Here is a 24086-nt window from a genome sequence, read left to right as displayed (position 1 = left end):
GCGATTCTGGTGAAAGTGACGGACGGGGGAACGGGGGCCTTTATTGGCGTGATGCGATGCTGACGCTGTAACCGGTCAGCACTTTCCCGCGCCGTCCCGACTTTACGCGGCAGCTGCGGGGTAGGGTGGCATGCAGAGATACGCGATCAAGGGGCTTGTGAATTTGCCATTGTACAGGGTAAGACAGATTTTGGTAGTGTAGGAAAGGCAATTTAAGGAACAAACCGGCGGTTCGTCGTACCGTTCTTGCTCTACCCTCCAGCGGATCAATCTGCTGCAATCCAAATTGGTTCACTCCTGTGATAGCAGGCTGCCAAATACAATGATAAATACGACTACGATCATACCACCAACCATCTTTAGATACTCCGTGCACACAAAATATGTGGTCACGTCGCCTTCCAAAACTTGGTGTGCCTTGCTGTATCGGTACCAAAGACTCATAACCGCGAGGACCAATAGAGCAACGAGAATCAACGCATCAAATGCTGGCGCTTGTTGGTTATCCAGATTTGCAAAGACGAAATTTTCGACAGTCTCGGGCAAGAACAAAACGAATGTGTCGGTAAGCGCCGAGGAGGCCGAACTCGTAGAACTGAAAGCCGAGAAAACATAGAAAAACGACTGGTTCAAGGACTGGGCGGTCTCGGCGTTTCCAACGCTAACGGTAAAAATAAGCGTCAAAAAACTTCCAATCGCAAAGCCAGCAACCAACCCGAAACGTACACTACTCCCAGCATAGATACCGGCCTGAATCTGCGAAACCAACAGACTGCCGACCAGTGCGAGACCAAAACACGTCAAGGCAACTATGAACAACGTGCTGACAATATAAAAAACCCAACCGAACATCCAAGCAATTGCATATCCTATGGGTTTCAATACCCACTCTACAAGCGGGTACACGATCCAATCTAGTACAAACGGAAATACCCAGAACGCAAAAGCGATTCCGACCACAGCTGCTATAACCTTAAGCCAGTGCTTAACTACCCATACTCGAAATTCTAAAGCGAATGGCTTGAGTTCTTTGCGCCAAACAAACAGCGTTATGCAGACCAAAAGCAGCAGAATTTGCCACCAAAGATCATATGCAAATGCAGTTACACTTGTAGCGCCGTCGCCAATCCATCCAAAAAATAAGACCCCAGCCCCAACAATTGACGCTAGAATAATTACCAGCCATGAAATCGCATAAATTGTGAAAAACCCCGTGAGGGCTCCACCAAAAATTGCACGTACATAATTCCAGTTCCGCTCGCGCAGTGAAATTAGGGCTGACAACAAGAGAAATACCGCGATCAAAATAAAGGCAACGATCATCGCTCTTTGAAAAAAGACCGCTGGCTCTTGCCCAACAATGGCGAGCCAAAGAGCTTGCAAAAATGATGACGGCCCAACAAGGACTGCCCTAAACGATTGATTATCGACGTTTGCGGATACCACTCCAATCCAGAACTGCGGAGCGTTGATTCCTATGATCAAAAAGCCGAGCAATCCGAATTTACACATCCGGCTTCGCCAACCTAGGCTTAGAAGCCCAAGTGACTCCGAATTATCGACGGTAGCCTGATCGCGTTCGGATGAAGTAATGCTAGTCATTATTTTCGGACTTGATCGGGCTTAAAATGGTCTCTTTGATATGCCCTTTGTTGTCATCTAAGCCGATCCAAGCCTCGCCGTTGAAGCCCGCTACACGCTTGACCCCAATGACAGTTTTATTGCGAGGCACCTCATACAAAATTTGATAGTTTGCTCCCGGCCCAGACCGCACATTCGCATTCTCATAGCCTTTTCCAGGGTTTGCAACGAAGTACTTAGGCGTTGAGAATGCCCCAAAGTCATTTGTAGACGCTGTAGGCAATTCAGGAAGACCAAACCGAGCGTACAGGCCAACTAAAACACAGACAAAAAATCCGTAGCGAAAACTCGGTATCTTTTCTTTTACCGATCGCTCCACGCCTGCAACTTTATCTATCGTCATCACTGCATAGTAGTATCAACATACACCCTTTGTAGAAAGATCTAAGTATTTTCAACCGTAGACATTACTACGATTCTCACAACCCCGCAAACAACACCAACATCCGCCGCCACGCTTTTTCCGCTTGCTCCTTGTCGTAGACCGGCGAGTCTAATGTGCACCAGCCGTGCGCGGCGGGATAGACTTCGATCTCTGCGGGGCGGCCCGAGGCGTCGGCGGCTTTGCGCAGTTCCACTTTGTCATTGGGGGCTTTGGCGTCGTCATTCTCGGCAATGGCGAACAGATAGCTCGCCTGTGTTGTCTGCATCAGCTTGTGCGGGCTGTTGTCATCATCACGCACCAAGCCTCCGCCATGGAAGCTGGCGGCGGCTTTGACACGGTCCGGCGCCGCTGCGGTCGAGTAAACAGTGAAGGGCCCGCCCATGCAATATCCGCAGCTGCCGATGCCGCGCGCTGTGTCCACGTCTTCATGCGCGTCCAGATAGGCCACCGCTGCTTTCGCGTCGCGCATCACCGCGTCGGAGCTGAGATTGTTGATCATCGGGCGCAGCTTTGCGCGGCCTTCGTCGGTGCGCCACTCCATGAAGCTGCCCAGCACCGGTGCTTTCGCATCGCGGTAATATTGGTTCATCGCCAGCACGGCATAACCTTCATTCGCGATACTGATCGCCAATGTTTCATAGGATTCGCGCAGGCCCGCAATATCGGGCCACAGGATCACGGCGGGGTGCTTGCCCCCCATTGGCCGGACGAAATATGCATCAATCGTTCCATCCTCGGACGGGAAGGACACGTTACCCTCCATCAAGCCGCCAGAGCCGTGGGCCATGGCTGTATTGCCCGCCGGTGACAGAGCCGCAATCGCGCCTGCCCCTCCTGCAACACCGACACTTGCCGCGAATTGGCGGCGGCTCAGTTTCATCCGCTTCAGCGCGGCTTCTTCTTGCTCAAGGGTGAAATCGTCGCACATGGTCAGTCTCCTAGGATATCTGCTTTCCCAGCGATCATGCAGCGGGATGGTTCCGGCGGCAAGACATATGGACTCGTCAGGCGAGTTACGGCAGGACAGTTTCAAAGAGCGACTGAAACGATTGCTCGAACAGAAAAACGCATATCCTTGGGAGAGGACATCCATGAAGAAATTCGCAATTGCCGCTTTTGCTGCGCTCACTCTGACCTCCTGTGGCGAACAGATGTCAGAAGACGGCATCAATGCCGAGCGCCTGCTCAACGCGCAGAGCGATGATGCGAACTGGATTTCCTACGGCCGTAATTATGAGGAGCAGCGCTACAGCCCGCTCGATCAGGTCAACGCCGAAACGGTCAGCGATCTGGGTCTTGCCTGGTTTGACGATATGGACACCGCGCGCGGGCAGGAAGCGACCCCGCTGGTGATGGACGGCAAGCTCTATGTCACCACCGCATGGAGCAAGGTGAAAGCCTATAACGCCGCAACCGGCGAGAAATTGTGGGAGTATGATCCCGAAGTGCCCGGCGAAACTGCGGTAAAAGCCTGCTGCGATGTCGTGAACCGCGGCGTAGCGGCATGGGGCGACCATTTGTTCCTTGGCACTCTCGACGGACGGCTGGTGAAGCTGGACCGCGAGACGGGCGCAGTGGCTTGGGAGAAAGTCACTGTCGATCAGGAAGAGAGCTACACCATCACCGGCGCACCGCGCATTGTGGACGGCAAGGTCTTCATCGGCAGCGGCGGCGCAGAATTTGGCGTGCGCGGCAATTTCGCGGCCTTCGATGCGGATAGCGGCGACGAACTGTGGCGTTTCTACACCGTGCCTGCGGGCGACGAGGACGAGAGCTCGCCCGAATATTTGAGGCGCGCTGCAGATACCTGGTCGGGTGATATGCTCGGCAATAGCGGCATTGGCGGCGGCGGTACAGTGTGGGACGCGATGGCCTATGATGCCGAGCTCGACCTGCTCTATATCGGCGTTGGCAACGGATCACCGTGGAACCGCGCATACCGCTCACCGGGTGAAGACGGCACCGGTGAAGGCGACAATCTCTACCTCTCCAGCATCATCGCGGTGAAGCCCGAAACGGGCGAATATGTGTGGCATTACCAGACCACACCGGGCGAAACATGGGACTTCACCGCCACACAGCACATCATGCTCGCCGACCTCGAAATCGAGGGCAAAGAGCGCAAAGTGCTGATGCAGGCGCCCAAAAACGGCTATTTCTATGTGCTCGACCGCGAAACGGGTAAGTTCATTTCGGGTACGCCCTACATCCCGCTCAACTGGTCGACCGGTTTTGACGAGAATGGCCGCCCTATCCAAAATCCCGAAACGCGGATTGATGTGACTGGCAAACCAGCACTGGTGATGCCCGGCCCGCTCGGCGGCCACAATTGGCACCCGATGGCGTTCCACCCAGGTGAAGGTTTGGTCTACATCCCAGCGTTTGAAGCGGCATCGCTCTATGTCCCCGAAGCCGATTGGAAGCCCGACCGTAAACGTGGCTTCAATGTCGGGTTCGACCTGTCTGCGGGCGATCTGCCGCCTGACGAAGGTTTCCGCAAGCAAGTCGAAGGCACTATCTCCGGCAAGCTGATCGCGTGGGATCCGGTCAAACAGGAACCGCGCTGGACCGTGAACCACCCCGGCGCATGGAATGGCGGCTTGCTGGCAACCGGCGGCGGACTGGTGTTTCAAGGCAACCAGATGAGCGAGTTTAACGCCTACAACGCAGCAACCGGTGACAAGCTGTGGAGCTTCGGCGCACAAACCGGCGTAGTCGCGCCTCCGATCACATACACAGTCGATGGCGAGCAATATGTCGCCGTTCTGGCCGGTTGGGGCGGCGCATTGGCGATCACCGCAGACGGCTTGCTGATTTCCAAGGATGGCCCCGTGCGCAATGTATCGCGCTTGCTAGTGTTCAAGCTGGGCGGAACGGCAGAACTACCCGCAGAAGTTGAAGTCGCGAAGATCCCGCTCGATCCGCCACCAAGCCGCGCTTCGGCTGATGTGATTGCGGCAGGCGGCAAGAGCTATGCGCGCTATTGCGCCGTATGCCACGCACCGGGTGCTGTCGGATCGACCGTGATCCCCGACCTTCGCCGCAGTGGCGCTTTAGCCAACAAAGCCACATGGCAAAGCGTCGTCCATGACGGCGCGCTGAAAGATCGCGGCATGGCCAGCTTCAGTGAATCGCTGAGCAAGGACCAGATCGACGCAATCCGCGAATTCGTGATCTTCCGCGCCAATCAAGACAAGGTCATGGCGAGAGAGCAGTAGATGGGGGCCAGCAACCAATTGTGAGGAAAGCTGCTCTTGTATTCATCGGCCTGATCGCGGTTCTCGCGATTGCGGTTTTCGCGTTTCAAGCGAAGCTCGGAGAGATGCTATTCCAGCGTGCGGTAGAGCAGAACACTGCGCGCGACAGCATGGCTGACCTGTCCGACGGCTTGCATGTGGGCCTGTGCGGAACAGGATCGCCGATGCCCAATCCCGACCGCGCCGGGCCGTGCAACATCGTGGTTGCCGGCGAGTTGATGTTCGTTGTCGATATTGGTGAAGGCGGCAATCGCAACATAGCGCAGATGGGTTTCAACGCTGCCGATCTGGATGGCGTTTTCCTCACACATTTTCACTCCGACCATGTCGACGGGCTCGGGCCACTGCAACTGTTTCACTGGACGCGCGGCGCGAGCACTGCACCGCTCCCCGTCTATGCGCCCGAAGGAGTTGAAGCCGTCGTGGATGGGTTCAACGCAGCCTACGCGACCGATGATACGTACAGAGTCGCCCATCATGGCGAGACAGTCGTCCCGTCCGCAGGCGGTGGATCCGAAGCACGGCCATTTGTCATGAGCGGATCAAGCCAGGTCGTGTTCGAAGCGCAGGGACTGACCGTCACCGCCTTCACCGTCGACCACGAGCCAGTCGCACCCGCTGTCGGATACCGCTTCGATTATAGAGGCCGATCGCTATGCATTAGCGGCGACACGTCCAAATCGGCCAATCTCGAGCGCGCCTGCAAAGGCGTCGAATTGCTCGTACATGAGGCGTTGCAACCTGCGCTCGTCCAAGAATTGGAAACAGCGCTAAAAGCACAAGGCAACGCCAATGCGGCCAAGATTATGTTCGACATCGTCGATTATCACGCCTCTCCTGCAGATGCCGCCGAAAGCGCGCAGGAAACCGGCGCTGACATGCTTGTTCTGACGCATCTGGTTCCGCCCCTGCCCAGCGCGTTTCTGTACCCCGCTTTCCTCGGTGATGCAGAAAACCGCTGCGCCGGGCCTATTGTGGTGGGCGAAGACGGGATGTTTTTTTCAATGCCCGCAAAAAATGACTCGATCGAACGGTCCGAATTGCTCTAATTTGTGATCGGATTTGGGGACAGGGTCGACGCATGTCTTGAAGACTCACAGCGCCACCGCCATTCCGATATTGTGAACACCGAAATCATCATCGGCGAAGACCGCAACGGTAAGCCGACCACCATCGATATGGAAGAATTGCTCGCCACGCGTCTGCTGGTGCAAGGCAATAGCGGCTCGGGCAAATCGCATTTGCTGCGGCGACTGCTCGAGGAAAGCGCCGATATGGTGCAGCAGGTGGTGATTGATCCCGAGGGTGACTTCACCTCCCTCGCCGATCTGTTTCCTCATATTGTGATCGACGGCGCCGCTCATTCGGTAGCCGAGATCGAGGCATTGGCACGGCGCGTTCGCGAGCATCGCGCTTCGGTCGTACTGGCGCTCGAAGGCTTGGATGTGGAGCAGCAAATTCGCTGTGCCGCACAATTTATTGGCGCATTGTTCGATGCCTCGCGCGAGCATTGGTATCCCGCACTGGTCGTGGTTGACGAGGCGCAGATGTTCGCCCCCGCCGTCTCTGGCGAAATCAGTGAAGAAACCCGCCGCCTGTCGATGAATGCGATGACCAATCTAATGTGCCGGGGGCGCAAGCGGGGTCTCGCCGGGATCGTCGCTACGCAGCGTTTGGCGAAGCTTGCCAAGAACGTTGCAGCAGAAGCCTCAAATTTCCTGATGGGCCGGACATTCCTCGATATCGATATGATCCGCGCCGCCGATTTGCTGGGCATGGAACGCAAACAGGCTGAGCAAATTCGTGATCTGGATCGCGGTAGCTTTCTTGGCCTTGGCCCTGCAATCACGCGGCGACCTTTGTCGATCCATATTGGGTCAACAAGAACGGGCACTAAGACCAATGCCAGCGGACTGATGCCTCTTCCTACCGCCAAGCCTGATGAGATGGAGGCGCTGCTTCACACCAAGCTGGATGATGAAGTGGCAGTCGATGCTCCAGAGAAGCCCGCCGGTTCGCCAGTGCCCGAAAGCCTGTCACGCAATCTCGATATTCTGGATGAGGAACCCGCTGCGATGGCGGGTGAACCCGCTCAAGCCGCATCCGCAAACACCGGCCCAACGCAGCACGATATTGCCCGCGAAACGCTGAAGCAATTGGCTGCCGATCCCGCCAGCACTTACCAGTCTTCCTCCAGCCTTTTCCAAAGCTTCCTGACCAAATGCCGTGCTGCCGGTGCGCACGCGGTAGGAATGGATATGGAGCAGTTCCGGCGTGAATTTGCTCTTGCCATTTCAGGCATTGACCGCCTTACGCCCGAGCAACAGGACATGGCTAAGCATATGGCCGCCGCCATCGAGAGCGATATCATGGCTCCCTATCTGGTGATCTTGCGTTCCGCGATGGAGGGCAAAGGATCGCCTGATGAAGACGAGCTTGCCGCTGCATACGGTACCAGTTCCCCGGGGCGCATCCGCCGCTTGCTCGATCATCTCGAATCGCTCGGGCTTGTGGTGATCCGCGAGGAATATGGCGGTGGGCGCACGTTGATGGTGCCCGGCATTGAGGTGCAAACCGCCTAAAGCTGGGCGGCGCCGAGAGATTGGGCCGCCTCGGACGATACACCCAAAGCGGCCCCAAAACTCCTTTATTCGGTCAGAGTCTCGACCCGTTCCGGTGACGGTTCCTCGACCTTTTCCATCGTATTGATGCTGACATGCGGCCAAACGATACGGCCCGGCAGGCCGCTAGTGCGTGGGTCGAAATCAAGCATCGCAACCTGTAAATACTGCAAGCGCAACTTCGGATTGCCTTGTGCATCAAGCTCGGCCAGTTCCTGAATCCAGAAAGTCGACTTCATCGAAGAGGCATTCGCCTGCTTCACGACAAACGGAATGTTCGCGATCCCGCCTGTCAGCGCCTGCGTGTCCACCGGCAATGTTGTGGTCCGCAGAATGTCCACTCCCGCATTTGCTGCTTTCAAAAGCTCTGCCGGATGGACCGGATCGAACACGCCAAGGAACGGATTGTCGTGGAAATGCTTGTACGGCGCCAAATAGGGATGATCGAGATCTGGTGGCGCCTTAAGCGGTAGCCCGCTCACGTCCGGAATTTCCGGCGCACCATCGCGCGCCGGTTCGCTTTTGCCCAGTGCAAGCGCGGCATCGCCATGCGGGACCGTCGAGAGCCGTGCGATGTCGAAATCATCGGTCTTCTGATCGAGCATGTTGAGCCACAGCCCCGGTTCATGATGGATCGTGTTGCCCGGCGCAGATGTGGGACCACGCGTGGCTGGATCGCTGGGCGGGAAGTCTTCGACCGCGATCTGATCGACCACTTGCTCGTAATCGAGTGCGACAAGCGTCTGATCAGCTTGTACCCCCAGCTTGTCCAAGCCCCGGTTTGGAACCCCCTTGGCCACCAGATCGAACACCAGCGTCTCGTTATACTGGTTGAGCAGCAGCCGGTAATCGAGCGGGCTATCGGGCCGCGTTTGAAACGGCAGCGCGATCATGTTCCAGCCGCGCCCGGGCAGGTTTGGCGTGTTCTTCCACACACCGGGCAACAATTGCAGTGCGCCGAGCAGTTCGTCGCCGCGCTCTGCAGTTTCAATCGTCCGGCCACCGCCGGAAAGCTTCTTCAATTGTGCAGCACGTACACCCATCATGATTCTCCTTCTTGGGGCTTATTGGAACGCTTAAAAATTTGGCGATTGGGGTCGAAAACCCTGTGGCCCCGATCACGCATTAGATGCCTTCGACGATCAACCTGGTGTCAGGCAGCCGCTCTAAATGCGGAATCTGCAGATCGGGTCGCGCCATTCTCGACAAAGCATTGAGTGCCGCAGCGATTGCGCCTTCCTGCCAACCGGGCAGCGAAGAGAGCTGGTCGCCGACTACAAAAAACACCGGATCGGACATGCTGCCCGAGGCCTCATAGACACCGGTTCCTTGCGACAGTCTGTTGAAGTGACCGGCTGCGACATCAGGTTTGCCAACCGCTTGCCAATAGGCCCAGCCGCCTTTGATATAGGGCATCTTCTGCCATGCGATGGCGACACCATCATGCAAGCCAGCACCGAATTTCTGATTGAACAAGGAGGCACCTTCGCGTGCCAGATCAAGCCGCTCAGCCACTGGCATATTGCCGGCTTTGAACGCGTTCTCAGTGAAGTTATACGCGCCGGTCAGTACGCCTTTTTGATCGTGATAGGCGTTGGATGGATACCAGATTTGCATGATCGGATGCGACGTCCAGCTGATCCCGCCAAAGATCGGCACCACGCCCTCTTCTTCATCGGACACGTCCTGCGCGTCGAAATTCTTCTCGGAATAGTGCTGGTGGGTGATCTCCTCACCTTGCCACAGCACCCGATCGGCTTGCCAACCAACCTTGCTGGTGCAGGCGAGGAACTTGTCACGATATGTGCCATCAGGTCCTTCGCGTGAGCGATCCTGAGCGGCGAATACTGCCGCGATTCCGTCCTTGAACGGTTCATCAAAGCCTGTTCCTGCAGGCCCTTCGCGCAGCTTCTCTGACAAGATTTTTGAAAGGAAGGGCATCGCCATATTGGAGAAACAATAATCGGCGCGATATTCGATCAGCTCATCGGTCCCGACCTGCGCAACCAGAACGACAAACTCTTTTGTCTCCTCATCCCAATCGATCGATTGGACCGGACTATTCAAATGAATATCGCCGCCAAGTTCCGCCACTTTTCTGGCGAACGCGTGTTGGACCTGATCCATCCCGCCAACAGGCTGGAAGATCGCTTGCTGCCATAGGAAATCGGCAGGCTGGTAGAAACGAGTCTGCTTCCAGAACTCGGATCCCAGCAGATCCTCCAACTTGATCGCTTCCGCGATCTTGCCTGCTTTGACCCCCGGCAGGACGTCAAAGCCGGCACGGGAAATCGCGTTCTCGAAACCCTCGGTGCCCGGAGTCGGGGCATAGCGACCCTCCTCGTCCAGCTCGCCGAAGGAAATCATGAGTTTCCGCAATTTATCAGCGAGATCGCTCTGGTCGCTTTTGTCCACTGCCAAATTCTTCGATCCCAGCAGCTTATCGGCATTTTCATACACCATCTGCGCGATCCAGCCGCGCACATTGTGGTCTAGCTGGCGATAGATTAGCGGCGTGTCTTTGAGCGGCCCCTCTTGCATATACACAAGGTTGGACATCGAATTCATGACGTAGATTTCGACTTCGACACCGAAATCGCGAAGATAGTTGAGCAAACGCTTATGCGATGAGGGTATCCGTCCGGGGCCTGCATTGAGGTACGGGGTACTGTCCCCGACAGGCTGTTTGAACCGAACCGTTTGCGTCTCACCTGGCTCTGACCCGAACAGTTTCGAGCATTTGTCTTCCGTCAGCGTATCACCTGTCCGGAGGCTGAGGCAGCGTCCGCCTGTACGGTTCTGCGCCTCAAGAACGGTGACATCCATACCCGTCTCATGCGCGAGCAGTTCATAGGCGGTGGTCAGGCCGCCGACGCCCGCGCCCAATATCAGCGCGCGCTTTCCTTCGAAGCTGCCCGGCTCCAACCGGATGGCCCCGGGTGTGATAGCCATTTGCGCGTTCGTCGCGTCATCCAGCGCAGCCCATGCACGGGCCTTCGGGTTCTCTTGGAGATATTCGGCTCTACTAATCGATTCGGTCACTTCGTACTCCCGCACATTATGAAGCGCAGTCGCGATTACGATCTGCACGGCTCACCGCTTGTTCGACACCGAAGATTTATCCGTATTTATTGAATAACATTGATAGCAACCTGTGAAATAGTATAAAACCGTCAATCTTAACCTTAACGGTAATTTACCCTCTGCTGATCTTGCGGTTTCTTATTTATATCAGACAAGTAAGCATCTCGAATTCGGCGTTCGTCTCGCGTGTCATATTCCCGATTGGGCATCAGCTATCCCCATGTTAAGTTGCAGCAAGCAACGAATCGGGACTTCATGCGTTGCATGAGGGCAGAGAAAAATTTGGAGAGATTTATGACGAAGAGCTATCACAATCTGATCGACGGCGAGCTGGTCGGAACCGGCACCACAATGGAGGTTCTCAACCCTGCCAATGAGGAAGTGATTGGTCTCGTCCCGTCATGCGGCAAGGACGAACTTGACCGCGCGGTGGCTGCTGCGCGCAAAGCCTTCAAGACCTGGTCGAAGACTCCGATTGAAGATCGCCGCGCAGTAATCCAAGCGATGTCTGGCGCGATCAAGGAAAACGCGGACGAGTTGTTCCGCCTGCTGACCAGCGAGCAAGGCAAGCCGCATGATCAAGCCAAGGGCGAGATTTACGGCGCTGCTGGCATGATGGCCGCGCAATCCACGCTCAATCTCGATGACGAAATCAACGAGGATAGCGATCAGCGCCTTAGCCGCACCCGCCGCGTACCGGTCGGTGTGGTTGGCGGGATCGTGCCGTGGAATTTCCCGGTGATGATGGCGATGCAGAAAATCGCGCCCGCGATGCTCAGCGGTTGTACTATCGTGCTAAAGCCTTCGCCTTTCACGCCGCTCGCAACACTCCGCATTGCCGAGCTGATCAAGGACATTGCCCCCGCTGGTGTGGTCAACATCATCACCGGCGAAGACTCGCTCGGCCCGCTGATCACCGAGCATGAGGACATCGACAAGATCACTTTCACCGGCTCCACCGCGACCGGCAAAAAGATCATGGAAGGCGCCTCAAAAGACTTGAAGCGCATTACGCTGGAACTCGGCGGCAATGACGCCTCGATCGTTCTGCCCGATGCCGATGTCGAGAAAGTTGCCGAGCAATTGTTCTGGTCCAGCTTCAGCAATGCCGGCCAGATCTGCGTCGCGGCAAAACGCATCTATATCCATGAAGACATCTATGACGAGCTATCTGCCGCAATCGCCAAGGTTGCCGAAGGTGTGACTGTCGGTGACGGTTCGCAGCAGGGCACCGGCGTCGGCCCGATCCAGAACAAGAAGCAATTCGACCGCGTGTGCGAGTTGATTCAGGACGCCAAAGACAACGGCTATAAATTCCTGAGCGGCGGCGATGTCGATCCGTCAGGCACTGGCTATTACGTGCCGATCACGATCATGGACAATCCACCCGAGGACGCGCGGATTGTGGCCGAAGAGCAATTCGGCCCTGTCATGCCGTTGATGAAATTCAGCAGCGAGGAAGAAGCTATCGAGCGCGCCAACAATTCCGAATACGGCCTGGCCGGAGCGATCTGGACCAAAGACACCGACAAAGGCGTGGAGATGGCAGAGCAGCTGGAAACCGGCACTGTGTGGATCAACGAATTCCTCCACCTCAGCCCCTTCGCCCCGTTCGGCGGCCACAAGCAATCAGGCTTCGGCGCGGAATATGGCAAGGAAGGCCTGCAGGAATTCACCTATCCGCAGGTCATTACAGTGAAGAAAGACGCAGCGGTCTAAGAACCCGTTTTCGTTCAAAAAATCAAAAGGGGGCGCGTTTTGCTAACGCGCCCCCTTTTTGTTGGGCCTATTCTGAGGAGTAATAAGGGCCATTTTCAGCCAACCGCAGTCGCCTCAATCTCGATCATGGTCGCTGGATCATACAGCTTCGACACGCCGAGCAGGGTTGCGACAATCTCTGCGCCTTCTTCCATATGAATCGGCATGATCTCTTCTGCCGCCGCCATAAAAGCATCAACGTCAGTGGTGTAGAAGTTCATCCGTACAAGGTTGGCTGGAGTCATCTCCGCAGTCTCAAGGGCATCTTTCAGACACTGCCAAGCGGTCTTGTACTGGGCCACGATATCGCCTGGGTGCAGCGCAGACCCGTCCGCCGCTGAGGCCGTCTGTCCTGACAGATATACGGTACGCGAGTGGCCCGAAACCTCCACCGCATGATTGAGGCCAAACCCTTGTAACCAAGGTGTCGGATTGTGTGCTTTCTTGTCCATGATTTCTCCTGTGTCTCTGAAGTGCAGGCTACTGAGAGAAAGAGGGTAACACCAGTGCCCCTGCTACATCTTCATTCGCGCGCTTTGTCCGTCATCGACTTTGATCACAGCGCCAGTCACGCATTCGCTGGACGGTCCACACAGATAGAGCAGCGTTGAATCGAGTTGTGCCGGCACTGGCACTCGTTTGCGCGCCACCCATTCACGTGGATCGCCGATCCGTTCGAACATTCCGTCGGTCATTTCGCTGACGAACATACCCGGTGCAATCGCATTCACATTGATATTGGCGAAGGCCCATTCAGTGCTGAGCGTTTCGGTCATCCGCGCAATTGCTGTCTTTGACACCGCGTAAAGCGCCGCGCCGCCACCATCGTAACGGTAATGCGCGGTCGAACTGATATTCACGATATTGCCGGGCTTCTTTGCGTCGATCAGTCTCTTTGCGACTTCGGTCGAGAGAAGCCATGGTGCGCGGACATTGATGCCAAGCACCCGGTCAACCAGATCGACCGGCATCTTATGCGCCCGCTTGGCATCGGGAATGCCGGCGTTGTTGACCAGAATATCGACCGTGCCGAACTCGGCTTCAGCCGCATCGACTGCTGCAACCAAAGCATCTGCATCCATTGCGTCCATCTGGACCGGCAGAGCGTTTCCGCCCGCTTCCTCGATCTCTTCCGCTAGAGCCTCCAATCGTTCAATCCGCCGCGCGCAGAGCGCTACTGCTGCACCTTGCGCGGCAAGCACACGGGCAAATCGCTCACCGAGCCCTGACGAAGCGCCGGTGACCAGTGCAACGCGCCCAGCCAGATCATGCGAAGCATTAGGCAGTGGAAAGTCAGCCATAGTTCTCTCCCTCAAGAGCTTTTGTGACCAATCGCTAGTCTGGTTCAATCAGCGAAAAAATTAAGTTCCAGCAGCACATTGTTCGGATCAGCCGTGAAAATCTGCATTAGGCCTGACGATGAACGATCATTGACCTTATAGTGAGCACCGCGCGCTTCGAGGCGTGCAATCATCGCGTCGAAATCATTGCAACGAAATGCAACGTGATGGATTGCGCCGGTCGTCTCGTCATTGGTAACATCGCGATCATAGCGGCGCGAGAAGTCCGCCGAATTGAGATGCAGTATGGCGTTGCCAGATGCATCATACATCCAGCGCACTTGATCGGGTTGCATATGCGCAGGCCCATCGCGCTCTTCGAGATCAAGCAATTCCGCATAGAAGCGTGCGGTTGTGCCCAAATCGCGGCAGATGATATTTACATGGTCAAGCCGCTGGACAATCATGATCAGCCTCCGAAAACTACTGTGCGCGGACCGTTCCGCAATACCCGTTCTTCCAGATGCAGCCGCACGGCTTCTGCCAGCACGCGGCTTTCAATATCGCGGCCTTTGCGGACCAGATCATTGGGACTGTCGGCGTGTGTAATTGCCTCAACATCCTGATGAATGATCGGGCCTTCATCAAGATCGGTAGTCACATAATGCGCGGTTGCGCCGATCATCTTGACCCCGCGCGCGTGGGCCTGATGATAGGGTTTTGCGCCTTTGAAACCGGGCAAAAAACTGTGATGGATGTTGATACAACGACCTGCAAAAAACGCCGCCTGTTCATCCGACAATATCTGCATGTAGCGGGCGAGCACCACTAGCTCAGCATCAACCTCATCCGCAATCGCTCGGACTTGAGCCTCTTGCTCAGGTTTGGTGTCTTTGGTGATCGGCAAGTGGTGAAAGGGCAGGCCAGACAGATCAGTATGGCTGATCGCTTCTGCTGGATGATTGGAAACAATGGCCACTACCTCCATCGGCAACTCGCCGATGCGGGAACGGTAGAGCAGGCTGGCAAGGCAATGGTCAAACTTGCTGACCATCAGCATCACTCGGCGGGGGCGATCGCGGCTGACGATCTTCCAATCCATATCCTGCCGCGCGGCAAATGCGCCGAATCCCTCACGCAGAGTCTCGGGAGAAGCACCCGCTGAATCAAACGCGACGCGCATAAAAAACGCATCGCTCTCGCGGTCGTTGAACTGCTGTGCCTCCAGCACATTGCAACCCTGTTCAAACAGGAAGCCGGTAACGTTGGCGGTGATCCCCGGACGATCCGGGCAGGACAAGGTTAGAACTAATGCGTCGCTCATCTTACCGGCGGCTGAGCGCTTCTTCGCTTTGAGTCATCAGCTTCTGCATAATGTCGGCAACCGGCTCTTCAGCCTTCAGCATACCGACCGATTGGCCGGCCATGATTGAGCCGCTTTCGACGTCGCCATCAATGACCGCGCGGCGCAATGCGCCAGCCCAGAAATGTTCGATCTGCAATTGCGCCTCGCCCATTTCGATCTCGCCGCTGTCGAGCCGCTTTGCGACTTCGATTTGTTTGGCGGTAAATTCCTCAGTACCTTTGTTTTTGAGCGCGCGAACCGGGATAACCGGCAAGCGCGGGTCGACTTGCACGCTGGTAATCGCATCGCGGGCATTGGCGCGGAAGAAGGCTTTCTTGAAATTCTCATGCGCGATGCTTTCCGCAGCGCAGGCAAAGCGCGTGCCGAGCTGAACGCCGACTGCGCCCATTTCGAGATAGCCCGCAATAGCCTGTCCGCGTCCGATACCGCCGGCGACGAAAACCAGGTGGTCCTCGGCCAATTCGGGCAGAAATTCCTGCGCGAGAACCGATGTGGAAACAGGGCCGATATGACCGCCCGCTTCCATCCCTTCGATGACCAAAGCATCGCCGCCGCTGCGCAGCAGTTTCTTCGCAAGTGCCAATGTCGGGGCGAACACAATCACCTTTGCGCCAAACGCCTTAATTGCCTCGACGCTGCCTTTGGGCGGAATACCGCCAGCCAGCACAACATGCGTTACGCCATGCTTGCTGCACACTTCGATGAGATCGAAGAGTTGCGGGTGCATGGTAATCAGATTCACGCCGAACGGCTTGTCGGTCAACGCCTTGGTTGCTGCAATTTCGGTGTCGAGAAGGTCGGGCGTCATCGCGCCGCAGGCAATCACACCGAAGCCGCCTGCATTCGAAATGGCCGAAACGAGACCGCGCTCGCTCACCCAGCTCATCGCGCCGCACAGGATCGCATATTCGCTGCCAAGGAAGTCGGTTCCGCGCTGCATCAGCGCACTGGTTTTTGCAAAATTACTCATGCAATCGCGCTTAGATCGCAGCGATGCAGGCGGCAAGAGGCATAGCTATGCCAAGATAGGCAAATATAGCGCCAGATAGGCGGAACCAACACCGCCCTGCCCCATTGGTAGCCTGTAAAGAGTAGAAATTCTGACGCAGATCTATTGATCGCTTTTTCCGATAAGGGTGATGGGAGTTAATTGCTTCACTCGATTGAAAATGTGGCGTAGTCAGGCAGCATAGAAACACTGAACCAAGAGGATATTTCCATGGATATGAAGACTGGCGAACTTAGCGGCAACGGATGCCCGTTTACCGGCGAAAGCAGCGCGCGCGGCCTGCTCGGACGCACTAATAAGGATTGGTGGCCGGATTCGCTTCAGCTCGATATCCTCGGTCAAGGCGGCAAATCGGCTGACCCGTTGGGCGAAGATTTCAATTACGCCGAAGCATTCAACACGCTCGACTATGATGCGTTGAAAGCTGACCTGACTGCACTAATGACCGATAGCCAGCCTTGGTGGCCAGCCGATTACGGTCACTATGGCCCATTCTTCATCCGCATGACATGGCACGCAGCAGGCACATACCGCACCGGCGACGGCCGTGGCGGCGGCGGCAGCGGCCAGCAACGCTTTGCTCCGCTCAACAGCTGGCCTGACAATGGCAATCTCGACAAGGCGCGCCGCCTGCTGTGGCCGATCAAACAGAAATACGGCAAGAATATCAGCTGGGCTGACCTGTTTATCCTCGCCGGTAACGTCGCGATTGAAAGCATGGGCGGACCCGTCTTCGGCTTCGGCGGCGGACGTGCGGACGTGTTCGAGCCGGAAACAGTCTATTGGGGCACTGAAGAAAAGTGGGTCGATGAAGGCGTTGAAACGCGCATCATCCCTGACGAAGGCAAAGCCCTCGACAACCCGCTTGCAGCGATCCAGATGGGTCTGATCTACGTCAATCCGGAAGGCCCGGGCGGCAATCCTGATCCACTGCAATCGGCCCGCGATATGCGCGAAACGTTCAGCCGGATGGCGATGAATGACGAAGAAACCGTTGCTTTGACCGCCGGCGGTCACGCCTTTGGTAAAGCCCACGGTGCTGCACCATCCGACACATTCGGTGGTTCACCAGAGAGCGAAGCGCTTGCCCTGCAGGGCTTCGGCTGGCTCAACGACAAGGAAGAGATCGCCAACGGCAATATCACTACGTCGGGTATTGAAGGTTCGTGGTCGAACAACCCCACTTCATGGAGCCACGACTATTTCCGTCTGCTGTTCAAATATGACTTTGAACTGGTGAAAAGCCCCGCTGGCGCGCAGCAATGGACGCCAATCAATCCGGAAGAGGCCGATATGGCGCCGGACGCTCGCGATCCTTCCAAGAAGGTCCCGACGATGATGACGACCGCCGATATGGCGCTCAAAATGGATCCGGATTACCGGAAGATTTCCGAGCGTTTCCTCGAGAACCCGGAGCAGCTGGACGACGCCTTTGCGCGTGCATGGTTCAAGCTGTGTCACCGCGATATGGGTCCGAAGGCGCGCTATCTCGGCCCTGAAGTTCCGGAAGAAACACTGATCTGGATGGACCCTGTTCCAGCCGGTTCGACACCTTCGGACAGCGCGGTCGCTGATTTCAAATCGGCAGTTCTCGGTAGCGGTCTGACTGTCAGCGAGCTGGTTAAAGCAGCCTGGGCATCGGGTGGCACATACCGTAACTCGGACCACCGCGGTGGCACCGATGGCGCACGTGTACGCCTCGCCCCGCAGAAGGATTGGGCAGCGAACGATCCGGCAGAACTGGATAAGGTTCTGAGCACAATCGACGGTTTGCGCGGTGATATCTCAATGGCAGACGCTATCGTGTTCGCCGGTGCCGCAGCGGTCGAGAAGGCGGCTTCGGATGCAGGTTACAGCGTCAGCGTACCAGTAACCGGCGGTCGCGGCGACGCGACTGACGAGCATACCGATGCAGAAAGCTTTGATCCGCTGGAGCCATTCGCCGACGGTTTCCGGAACTATCTGAAAACCAAGGCGACGGTGAAAACCGAAGAAATGCTGGTCGACAAAGCGCATCTGCTCGGCCTGTCCATGCCGGAAATGACAGCTCTGGTCGGTGGTATGCGCGCTCTTGGTGCCAATAGCGGCAACACTGCGCACGGCATCTTCACCGACCGCGCTGGTCAACTGACCAATGACTTCTTCGTCAATCTGCTCGACATGGGCACTGAATGGGCTCCGGTTGACGGCAGCCAGGACGAAGAGTTTGTCGGCAGCGACCGCGCATCGGGCGCTGAGAAATGGCGCGGCACGCGTGTCGATCTCGCCTTCGGTTCAAACTCCCAGCTTCGCGCAATTTCGGAAGTCTTTGCCGAAACCGGAAACGAGCAGAAGTTCGTCGACACATTCGTATCGGCTTGGACCAAAGTTATGGAAGCAGGTCGTTTCTAAACGACGCTTCTAGAACCAACGGGCTTCGGCCCTCTACCCCCCGAGGGTCGCAAGAACCCCTCCGGAGCAATGCTTCGGAGGGGTTTTCTGTGTCGGGGTTCAATTCACTTAAGTTACGTTCTAGACAATCGTCATGAGCCTGCCATTTGCACTCAACCGTTTGGCCAAGATCGCTGCGTTGCTGATCGCTTTCACCGCTCTATCCAGCATCGTCCTTCGCATCGGTCTGAGTGTTGCCGAGGGCCAATCAGCTGGCGAGGCGATCTGGGGTCTCTTGCGCTTCTTCACAATCCTCACGAACCTGCTGGTCGGCATAGTGTTCGGCCTGATCGGGTTTGGCCGCGCAATCGCGCCACGTGTGCTGATGGCACTGGCCAGCGCAATCGCTGGTGTTGGTCTGGTGTATCACACACTCCTTGTGCATTTGAATCCGCAGGAAGGCTGGGGTCTCATCGCCGACCACGGGGTTCACACAGCTGTGCCCCTGTTGTGTGTTGCGTGGTTCCTCGCCTTCATTCCCGCTCCGGTGGTGAGGTGGCGCGATGCGATATTCGCGGCAGTTTGGCCAACCATCTATTGCATTTACGCGCTTGCACGCGGAGCAATCGACGGGCTCTATCCCTACCCATTCATTGACGGAAACACTCTTGCGACATCACAGATGGTGATGAATATCATCGGTCTGACGCTGTTCTTCATGATACTGGGCGCGGCGTTGATTGGCGGCCTCAAATTGCGCGCCAGATTGACCGGACGCTAAAACCAGCCTTGCTCTTTCAGGTCAGGCGCTGCGCCGCGCGAGACCGGCGCTTCTAACCCGCCACTGAGCTGTAACCGAATGTTGCGCCCTTCACGCCGCGATCCCTCAACCGCACTGCGGGCCACCCACCAGCTGCGATGCACTTGCGCGCCGTCCATGCCATCCAGCTCGGCCACCGCATCGCGCATCCGCAGCAGGATCAGATCGGAACCAAGATCAGTATGCGCGCGGACATAGTGGTCTTCCATCTCCAGCGCGATCAGATTGGTGCCGAGATTGGGCGGCAAGCGTTCGAGAAAGCGGATTTGGGAGTCCGGCTGAACAGGCTCAGCCGCTGATCCATCTGCCATTTGCGAAACAGCCCGGGCGTCTGGCGCAACTTCGCGGCTTTCCAGTGCGTAAAACAGGGCCGTTACACCGCCGCCAACGATCAGAACATACATATAGGATGTCAGTCCCTGTTCCAGCGTCGGTATGCGGATGGGGCCGGGCAGGAAACCGATCGACCAGACCGCGACCGTCATCGGAATCGTGGCGAATAATACGGCGGCCACCCACAATCCGGGGCGCGGCAAATCGAGCGCGCCGCCCAGCTTCTCGACCACAAAACTCATCGGGCTGTAAATCGCGTAGCCAAGATAGGCGAAGCTGAGCCATGCCACCAAACGATAGGCCAGCGGCTGCTCGAAGCTACCGAACGGTCCGATAAAGGCCATCGCTATCCCGATCACTGTCATGATCGACAAATCGACCATCAGCTTACGCGCCAATTTATTTTTGGGATCTGTGTCCATTTCGCTCATTGCGGCTGAATCCTAGCGTCCATTCGCGCTTCGTAAAGTGGCAAATCCCCGGAAATCCGGCGCTTTCACGAAGGAACATGGCACTTCGCGCAGATTGGATTGCGGGCGAACGGGCACGCGGCATGATGGTTCTCAACACAGCAGATCAGGAGAATCACATGACAACCGCAACGCTCTCACTCACCAGTTTTATCACGCAGCCTAAAGGACCTGCCGGGTTCGATATCGGATCCCGCACACGCATTATCGTGGCGCTGGTGGGGATCACGCTCACAAGCCTGACAGTGATCGCATTGACACGCGGCGCGCTCGGTTTCGCCCCGTCCCACCCCAACATCCGCGAGCTTGCGATTGCGCTCCATGTCACCACCGTGCTCCCCGCGATCCCGCTGGGAGCGTATCTGTTGCTCGCCCCCAAAGGTGGCAAGCGGCACAAGCAATTGGGCAAGCTGTGGATCGGTCTTATGCTGACCACGGCGACTTCGGCCATCTTCATCCAGACCGGCGGCGGCTTCAGCTTCATCCATATCTTCATCCCGATGACCTTCTGGGCGTCCTACAAAGTCATCAAGACAGCGCGGAATGGCGATATGGTCGGCCACAAGAAAGAGATCATGAGCCTCTATCTTGGCGCGCTGACCATCCCGGGTATCGTCGCCTTCGCTCTGCCGGGCCGGCTGATGAATGTATGGCTGTTCTGGTAAGCCAGACCGGGCGGCTTAGTCGCCGTAGCTGATCCTCACTTTGCCCGCTGCATCCTTGGCGATGCGGCGGGCTTCGTCTGTCGAGCCAGCGCAGGCGAGCGCCACCCCCATCCGCCGATATGGCCGCGAAGTGGGTTTGCCAAAGATGCGAATGTCGGCGCCCTCCGCCATCGCTTCTGCGAGGCCCGAATAGCTGAGCGTCTCGCTATCCCGATCTGCCAGGATCACTGCCGAAGCGGCAGGCCGCGCGCGGATCAATTCGGGGATGTGCAGGCCCATGATAGCGCGGGCGTGCAGATCAAATTCGGTTAGGTTTTGCGAGACCGATGTTACCATTCCCGTGTCGTGGGGACGTGGGCTGAGTTCGGAGAAGATCACCTCTTCGCCTTTTACGAAGAACTCGACGCCGAACAGGCCGTAACCGCCCCCATCACCGGCAAGATCGTCAACTACCTTGCGCGCCATGTCTTGTGCCTGCGCAATGGCTTCGTCGGACATTGCGGTGGGTTGCCAGCTTTCCTGATAATCGCCGCGTTCCTGTCGGTGACCAATCGGCGGGCAGAAACTAACGCCGTCCCGGTGGCGCACGGTCAAAAGGGTTATCTCGTAGTCGAAATCAACAAACTGCTCGACAATTACCCGCTGCCGGTCACCGCGCATATTGGCCACGGCATAATCCCACGCGCCTTCAAGTTCATCTTCAGATCGGACAGTGCTCTGCCCTTTGCCCGATGAGGACATCACGGGTTTGATAATACAGGGGAAGCCGGTCTTCACCGCGCCAGCCCGCACTTCCTCGAGATTCTTGGCATAAGCATAGACCGAAGTCCGCAGGCCGAGCTCGTCCGCCGCCACATCGCGGATCGCATCGCGGTTCATGGTCAGCTGCGTTGCGCGGGCGGAAGGCACAATGTTGACGCCTTTGGCCTCCATTTCAGCGAGCACTTCAGTGCGGATCGCCTCGACTTCGGGCACCACATAGTCTGGCTGATGCGTTTCAATGGCCGAGCGCAGTTGCTCGCCATCAAGCATCGAGAACACTTCGCGGCTATCTGCCACCTGCATCGCTGGCGCGTTATCGTAAGCGTCACAGGCCACAACATAAGCACCGAGCCGCTTGGCCGATATTACAAACTCACGACCCAATTCACCCGAGCCAAGGAGGAGGATTTTTGCTGTGAATGGCATGAGTTGATCTCGTTTACGAGCCGCTGTCGGCCGGCGCGGCGATCGGATGGGCAATCATTGTGGTACCTTCAAACACCGGTGCATCGGGCACGGTCTTGCCGTCGCCAAAATCAAACACGCCGTCATCGTTGACGTCCGAATGCAGCATCATGATGAACATATCGCCGTCAGCAGGCACCGCGCCAATATCAATGGTCACTCCGTCATTGCTGCCCGCTTTGACCAACGTCGATCCGGTATATTCGTCACGAACAGGCTCACCGTCACGAAACGGGTGCAGCACCAGCCAACCGTTCTTTTCAATCGTTACGTTTGGCACGGTCAGAACCGCCCCGGCACGCGTGATGCCTTCGGTGGCAATCGCGTTGTTCTCACCATTACCCAGCGTGATATCAGCTTCGGATGGGACGGCAGTGATTGTCTCTCCCGCTGCCGGTTCGGTTTCTGCTGCTTGGCACCCCGCCAAGATCAGCACGGCAGCGGTGAACACAACTCTCATCGATTCTCTCCCAATTTAGTTGGGAAGAGATTAGGCCGTCTCGTCACTCGCGTCCAATCCGTAGGCGGTGTGGAGCACACGGACGGCCAATTCGGTTTCATCCTCGTCGATGATCACGCTGACTTTGATTTCTGAGGTCGTGATCGCCTGAATATTGATCCCGCGATCCGCCAACGCACTGAACATTGTGCTCGCGACACCCGCATGGCTTTTCATGCCGACACCGACAACGCTGATCTTCGCGATATGGTCATCGGTGATGATCCGGTTGAAGCCGATATCAGCACGCTTGTCTTCCAGTAGAGCCTGCGCGCGCGCCAGATCGGCCTGCGGCACAGTGAAAGTCACGTCGGTCTCGCCCTTGTCGCGACCCACGTTCTGAATGATCATGTCGACATTGATCGATGCGCCCGCGAGCGGTTCAAAAATATGCGCCACTGCGCCCGGCTTATCAGGCACGCGGGTCAGGATGATCTTCGCTTCATTCTTGTCATGCGCGATGCCGGTGACGTGTTGGCGTTCCATATCACTGTCCTTCAAAATCTGTTCCATCTCCTCATCGGAGACGATCAATGTGCCCGGAAATTCATCGGCCGGGGTCGAGTCATCATCGATAAAGCTGGAGAGCACTTGCACGCGCACCCCCTCTTTCATCGCGAGACCAACCGAGCGCGTCTGGAGCACTTTCGCGCCGACCGAGGCAAGCTCGAGCATTTCCTCGTAAGTGACGGCTTTCTGCTTGCGCGCCTTGGCCACAATGCGCGGGTCTGTTGTGTAGACGCCATCGACATCAGTATAGATGTCGCAGCGGTCTGCACCGATCGCGGCAGCCACAGCCACAGCAGACGTATCCGATCCGCCACGTCCAAGCGTGGCAATCCTGCCTTCACCCGACACACCTTGGAAGCCCGGGATCACGGCAATTTCGCCGCGTTCGAGCGAGGCAATCATGTCTGGTGCGTCAATTGTTTCGACGCGTGCTTTGGAATGCCCTTCGACCGTTTTCATCGGCATTTGCCAGCCGAGCCAGCTTCGCGCTTTGCAGCCGAGCGATTGCAGGGTCAGCGCGAGCAGCCCCGATGTGACTTGTTCGCCGCTAGCGACAACCACATCATATTCCGCGGGATCGTAAATCGCATTGGCTTCGCGGCAGAAATTGATCAGGCGGTCAGTCTCACCCGCCATTGCCGAAACGACCACCGCAACCTCATGCCCGGCCGCTTGCTGACGGCGCACAATATTGGCGACGCGGCGAATGCGTTCGGTCCCGGCCATCGATGTGCCGCCGAATTTCATCACTATGCGTGCCAAGCGCGGTGCCTCCCAATTCATATCGCACA

Annotated in this window: 21 protein-coding genes; 7 read left to right on the top strand and 14 right to left on the bottom strand. The window is 56.8% G+C overall.

Annotation, left to right across the window (positions count from 1 at the left end; translation table 11 throughout):
- Positions 1-291 precede the first annotated feature (291 nt).
- The 3 genes from J9777_RS13680 to J9777_RS13670 all read right to left on the bottom strand — a co-directional run bounded on the left by J9777_RS13680 (position 292) and on the right by J9777_RS13670 (position 3155).
- On the bottom strand, positions 292-1602 hold the full coding sequence (locus tag J9777_RS13680; protein ID WP_209349348.1) for a hypothetical protein: 1311 nt from the start codon (positions 1600-1602) through the stop codon (positions 292-294).
- Positions 1595-1984, bottom strand: a complete 390-nt coding sequence (locus tag J9777_RS13675; protein ID WP_209349347.1) for a hypothetical protein — start codon at positions 1982-1984, stop codon at positions 1595-1597. The genes J9777_RS13680 and J9777_RS13675 overlap by 8 nt, the downstream gene beginning before the upstream one ends.
- A 76-nt stretch (positions 1985-2060) precedes the next feature.
- Complete coding sequence (locus J9777_RS13670) at positions 2061-3155, bottom strand: dienelactone hydrolase family protein (protein WP_348632009.1); 1095 nt, start codon at positions 3153-3155, stop codon at positions 2061-2063.
- On the opposite strand from J9777_RS13670, the gene J9777_RS13665 reads away from it, so the two are divergent.
- The 3 genes from J9777_RS13665 (at position 3118) to J9777_RS13655 (ending at position 7865) form a co-directional block, all read left to right on the top strand.
- Entirely contained in the window at positions 3118-5244 is a 2127-nt protein-coding gene (locus tag J9777_RS13665) for a PQQ-dependent dehydrogenase, methanol/ethanol family (protein WP_245228750.1), read from the top strand. The two genes, J9777_RS13670 and J9777_RS13665, sit on opposite strands and share 38 nt — an antisense overlap.
- A 20-nt stretch (positions 5245-5264) precedes the next feature.
- Positions 5265-6332 (top strand): MBL fold metallo-hydrolase, encoded by a 1068-nt coding sequence (locus J9777_RS13660; RefSeq protein ID WP_348632008.1) that lies wholly within the window; start codon positions 5265-5267, stop codon positions 6330-6332.
- A gap of 72 nt (positions 6333-6404) precedes the next feature.
- Entirely contained in the window at positions 6405-7865 is a 1461-nt protein-coding gene (locus J9777_RS13655; RefSeq protein ID WP_209349590.1) for an ATP-binding protein, read from the top strand.
- Between the two features lie 65 nt (positions 7866-7930).
- Here the strand turns inward: J9777_RS13655 and J9777_RS13650 are convergent, their stop codons facing one another.
- Positions 7931-8950, bottom strand: coding sequence for a heme-binding protein (locus J9777_RS13650; protein ID WP_209349346.1), 1020 nt, complete (start codon positions 8948-8950; stop codon positions 7931-7933).
- 79 nt (positions 8951-9029) lie between these two features.
- Positions 9030-10946: an FAD-dependent oxidoreductase gene (locus J9777_RS13645; RefSeq protein ID WP_209349345.1), complete on the bottom strand. Its 1917-nt coding sequence runs from the start codon at positions 10944-10946 to the stop codon at positions 9030-9032.
- Positions 10947-11282: 336 nt separating this feature from the next.
- Between J9777_RS13645 and J9777_RS13640 the strand changes: the two genes are divergently transcribed.
- Positions 11283-12707 (top strand): aldehyde dehydrogenase family protein, encoded by a 1425-nt coding sequence (locus J9777_RS13640; protein ID WP_209349344.1) that lies wholly within the window; start codon positions 11283-11285, stop codon positions 12705-12707.
- Positions 12708-12802: 95 nt separating this feature from the next.
- Here J9777_RS13640 and J9777_RS13635 read toward each other — a convergent pair whose 3' ends face one another.
- The 5 genes from J9777_RS13635 to J9777_RS13615 all read right to left on the bottom strand — a co-directional run bounded on the left by J9777_RS13635 (position 12803) and on the right by J9777_RS13615 (position 16362).
- Entirely contained in the window at positions 12803-13198 is a 396-nt protein-coding gene (locus J9777_RS13635) for a RidA family protein (RefSeq protein WP_209349343.1), read from the bottom strand.
- A 63-nt stretch (positions 13199-13261) separates the two neighbouring features.
- Entirely contained in the window at positions 13262-14047 is a 786-nt protein-coding gene (locus J9777_RS13630) for an SDR family NAD(P)-dependent oxidoreductase (RefSeq protein ID WP_209349342.1), read from the bottom strand.
- A 44-nt stretch (positions 14048-14091) separates the two neighbouring features.
- On the bottom strand, positions 14092-14493 hold the full coding sequence (locus tag J9777_RS13625; protein WP_209349341.1) for a VOC family protein: 402 nt from the start codon (positions 14491-14493) through the stop codon (positions 14092-14094).
- 2 nt (positions 14494-14495) lie between these two features.
- Complete coding sequence (gene purU / locus J9777_RS13620) at positions 14496-15350, bottom strand: formyltetrahydrofolate deformylase (RefSeq protein ID WP_209349340.1); 855 nt, start codon at positions 15348-15350, stop codon at positions 14496-14498.
- Between the two features lies 1 nt (position 15351).
- Positions 15352-16362: a nitronate monooxygenase gene (locus J9777_RS13615; protein ID WP_209349339.1), complete on the bottom strand. Its 1011-nt coding sequence runs from the start codon at positions 16360-16362 to the stop codon at positions 15352-15354.
- 249 nt (positions 16363-16611) lie between these two features.
- On the opposite strand from J9777_RS13615, the gene katG reads away from it, so the two are divergent.
- Positions 16612-18792 carry a catalase/peroxidase HPI gene (gene katG / locus J9777_RS13610; protein ID WP_209349338.1) on the top strand — a complete coding sequence of 727 codons (2181 nt, stop codon included), beginning with the start codon at positions 16612-16614 and terminating at the stop codon, positions 18790-18792.
- A gap of 133 nt (positions 18793-18925) precedes the next feature.
- Complete coding sequence (locus J9777_RS13605; RefSeq protein ID WP_209349337.1) at positions 18926-19552, top strand: Pr6Pr family membrane protein; 627 nt, start codon at positions 18926-18928, stop codon at positions 19550-19552.
- Here the strand turns inward: J9777_RS13605 and J9777_RS13600 are convergent.
- Positions 19549-20355 carry a LytTR family DNA-binding domain-containing protein gene (locus J9777_RS13600; protein ID WP_209349336.1) on the bottom strand — a complete coding sequence of 269 codons (807 nt, stop codon included), beginning with the start codon at positions 20353-20355 and terminating at the stop codon, positions 19549-19551. The genes J9777_RS13605 and J9777_RS13600 overlap by 4 nt on opposite strands.
- Positions 20356-20432: 77 nt before the next feature.
- On the opposite strand from J9777_RS13600, the gene J9777_RS13595 reads away from it, so the two are divergent.
- Positions 20433-21059, top strand: a complete 627-nt coding sequence (locus tag J9777_RS13595) for a DUF2306 domain-containing protein (RefSeq protein WP_245228749.1) — start codon at positions 20433-20435, stop codon at positions 21057-21059.
- 15 nt (positions 21060-21074) lie between these two features.
- On the opposite strand, the gene purT is transcribed toward J9777_RS13595, so the two are convergent.
- Genes purT through J9777_RS13580 form a run of 3 tightly spaced genes read right to left on the bottom strand, consistent with a single transcriptional unit; the run spans position 21075 to position 24042 of the window.
- The gene (gene purT, locus J9777_RS13590) at positions 21075-22247 is read right to left on the bottom strand and encodes a formate-dependent phosphoribosylglycinamide formyltransferase (protein ID WP_209349335.1); all 1173 of its coding nucleotides are present in this window, start codon (positions 22245-22247) and stop codon (positions 21075-21077) included.
- 13 nt (positions 22248-22260) lie between these two features.
- Positions 22261-22746, bottom strand: coding sequence for a hypothetical protein (locus J9777_RS13585; RefSeq protein ID WP_209349334.1), 486 nt, complete (start codon positions 22744-22746; stop codon positions 22261-22263).
- A gap of 30 nt (positions 22747-22776) precedes the next feature.
- The gene (locus J9777_RS13580) at positions 22777-24042 is read right to left on the bottom strand and encodes an aspartate kinase (protein ID WP_209349588.1); all 1266 of its coding nucleotides are present in this window, start codon (positions 24040-24042) and stop codon (positions 22777-22779) included.
- Between the last annotated feature and the right edge of the window lie 44 nt (positions 24043-24086).

The organism is Pontixanthobacter sp. CEM42 (genome assembly GCF_017812015.1).
GTDB lineage: Bacteria > Pseudomonadota > Alphaproteobacteria > Sphingomonadales > Sphingomonadaceae > Pontixanthobacter.
The sequence above is the reverse complement of the archived record's forward strand: the minus strand, read 5'-3'. Positions and strand labels throughout refer to the sequence as shown.

What these genes read in the sequence shown, in the direction of transcription:
- J9777_RS13680 (WP_209349348.1), bottom strand. Translation starts at nt 1,602, where the DNA reads ATGACTAGCATTACTTCATCCGAACGCGATCAGGCTACCGTCGATAAT.
- J9777_RS13675 (WP_209349347.1), bottom strand. Translation starts at nt 1,984, where the DNA reads ATGACGATAGATAAAGTTGCAGGCGTGGAGCGATCGGTAAAAGAAAAG.
- J9777_RS13665 (WP_245228750.1), top strand. Translation starts at nt 3,118, where the DNA reads ATGAAGAAATTCGCAATTGCCGCTTTTGCTGCGCTCACTCTGACCTCC.
- J9777_RS13650 (WP_209349346.1), bottom strand. Translation starts at nt 8,950, where the DNA reads ATGATGGGTGTACGTGCTGCACAATTGAAGAAGCTTTCCGGCGGTGGC.
- J9777_RS13640 (WP_209349344.1), top strand. Translation starts at nt 11,283, where the DNA reads ATGACGAAGAGCTATCACAATCTGATCGACGGCGAGCTGGTCGGAACC.
- J9777_RS13635 (WP_209349343.1), bottom strand. Translation starts at nt 13,198, where the DNA reads ATGGACAAGAAAGCACACAATCCGACACCTTGGTTACAAGGGTTTGGC.
- J9777_RS13630 (WP_209349342.1), bottom strand. Translation starts at nt 14,047, where the DNA reads ATGGCTGACTTTCCACTGCCTAATGCTTCGCATGATCTGGCTGGGCGC.
- J9777_RS13625 (WP_209349341.1), bottom strand. Translation starts at nt 14,493, where the DNA reads ATGATTGTCCAGCGGCTTGACCATGTAAATATCATCTGCCGCGATTTG.
- purU (WP_209349340.1), bottom strand. Translation starts at nt 15,350, where the DNA reads ATGAGCGACGCATTAGTTCTAACCTTGTCCTGCCCGGATCGTCCGGGG.
- J9777_RS13615 (WP_209349339.1), bottom strand. Translation starts at nt 16,362, where the DNA reads ATGAGTAATTTTGCAAAAACCAGTGCGCTGATGCAGCGCGGAACCGAC.
- katG (WP_209349338.1), top strand. Translation starts at nt 16,612, where the DNA reads ATGGATATGAAGACTGGCGAACTTAGCGGCAACGGATGCCCGTTTACC.
- J9777_RS13605 (WP_209349337.1), top strand. Translation starts at nt 18,926, where the DNA reads ATGAGCCTGCCATTTGCACTCAACCGTTTGGCCAAGATCGCTGCGTTG.
- J9777_RS13600 (WP_209349336.1), bottom strand. Translation starts at nt 20,355, where the DNA reads ATGAGCGAAATGGACACAGATCCCAAAAATAAATTGGCGCGTAAGCTG.
- J9777_RS13595 (WP_245228749.1), top strand. Translation starts at nt 20,433, where the DNA reads ATGGCACTTCGCGCAGATTGGATTGCGGGCGAACGGGCACGCGGCATG.
- purT (WP_209349335.1), bottom strand. Translation starts at nt 22,247, where the DNA reads ATGCCATTCACAGCAAAAATCCTCCTCCTTGGCTCGGGTGAATTGGGT.
- J9777_RS13585 (WP_209349334.1), bottom strand. Translation starts at nt 22,746, where the DNA reads ATGAGAGTTGTGTTCACCGCTGCCGTGCTGATCTTGGCGGGGTGCCAA.
- J9777_RS13580 (WP_209349588.1), bottom strand. Translation starts at nt 24,042, where the DNA reads ATGAAATTCGGCGGCACATCGATGGCCGGGACCGAACGCATTCGCCGC.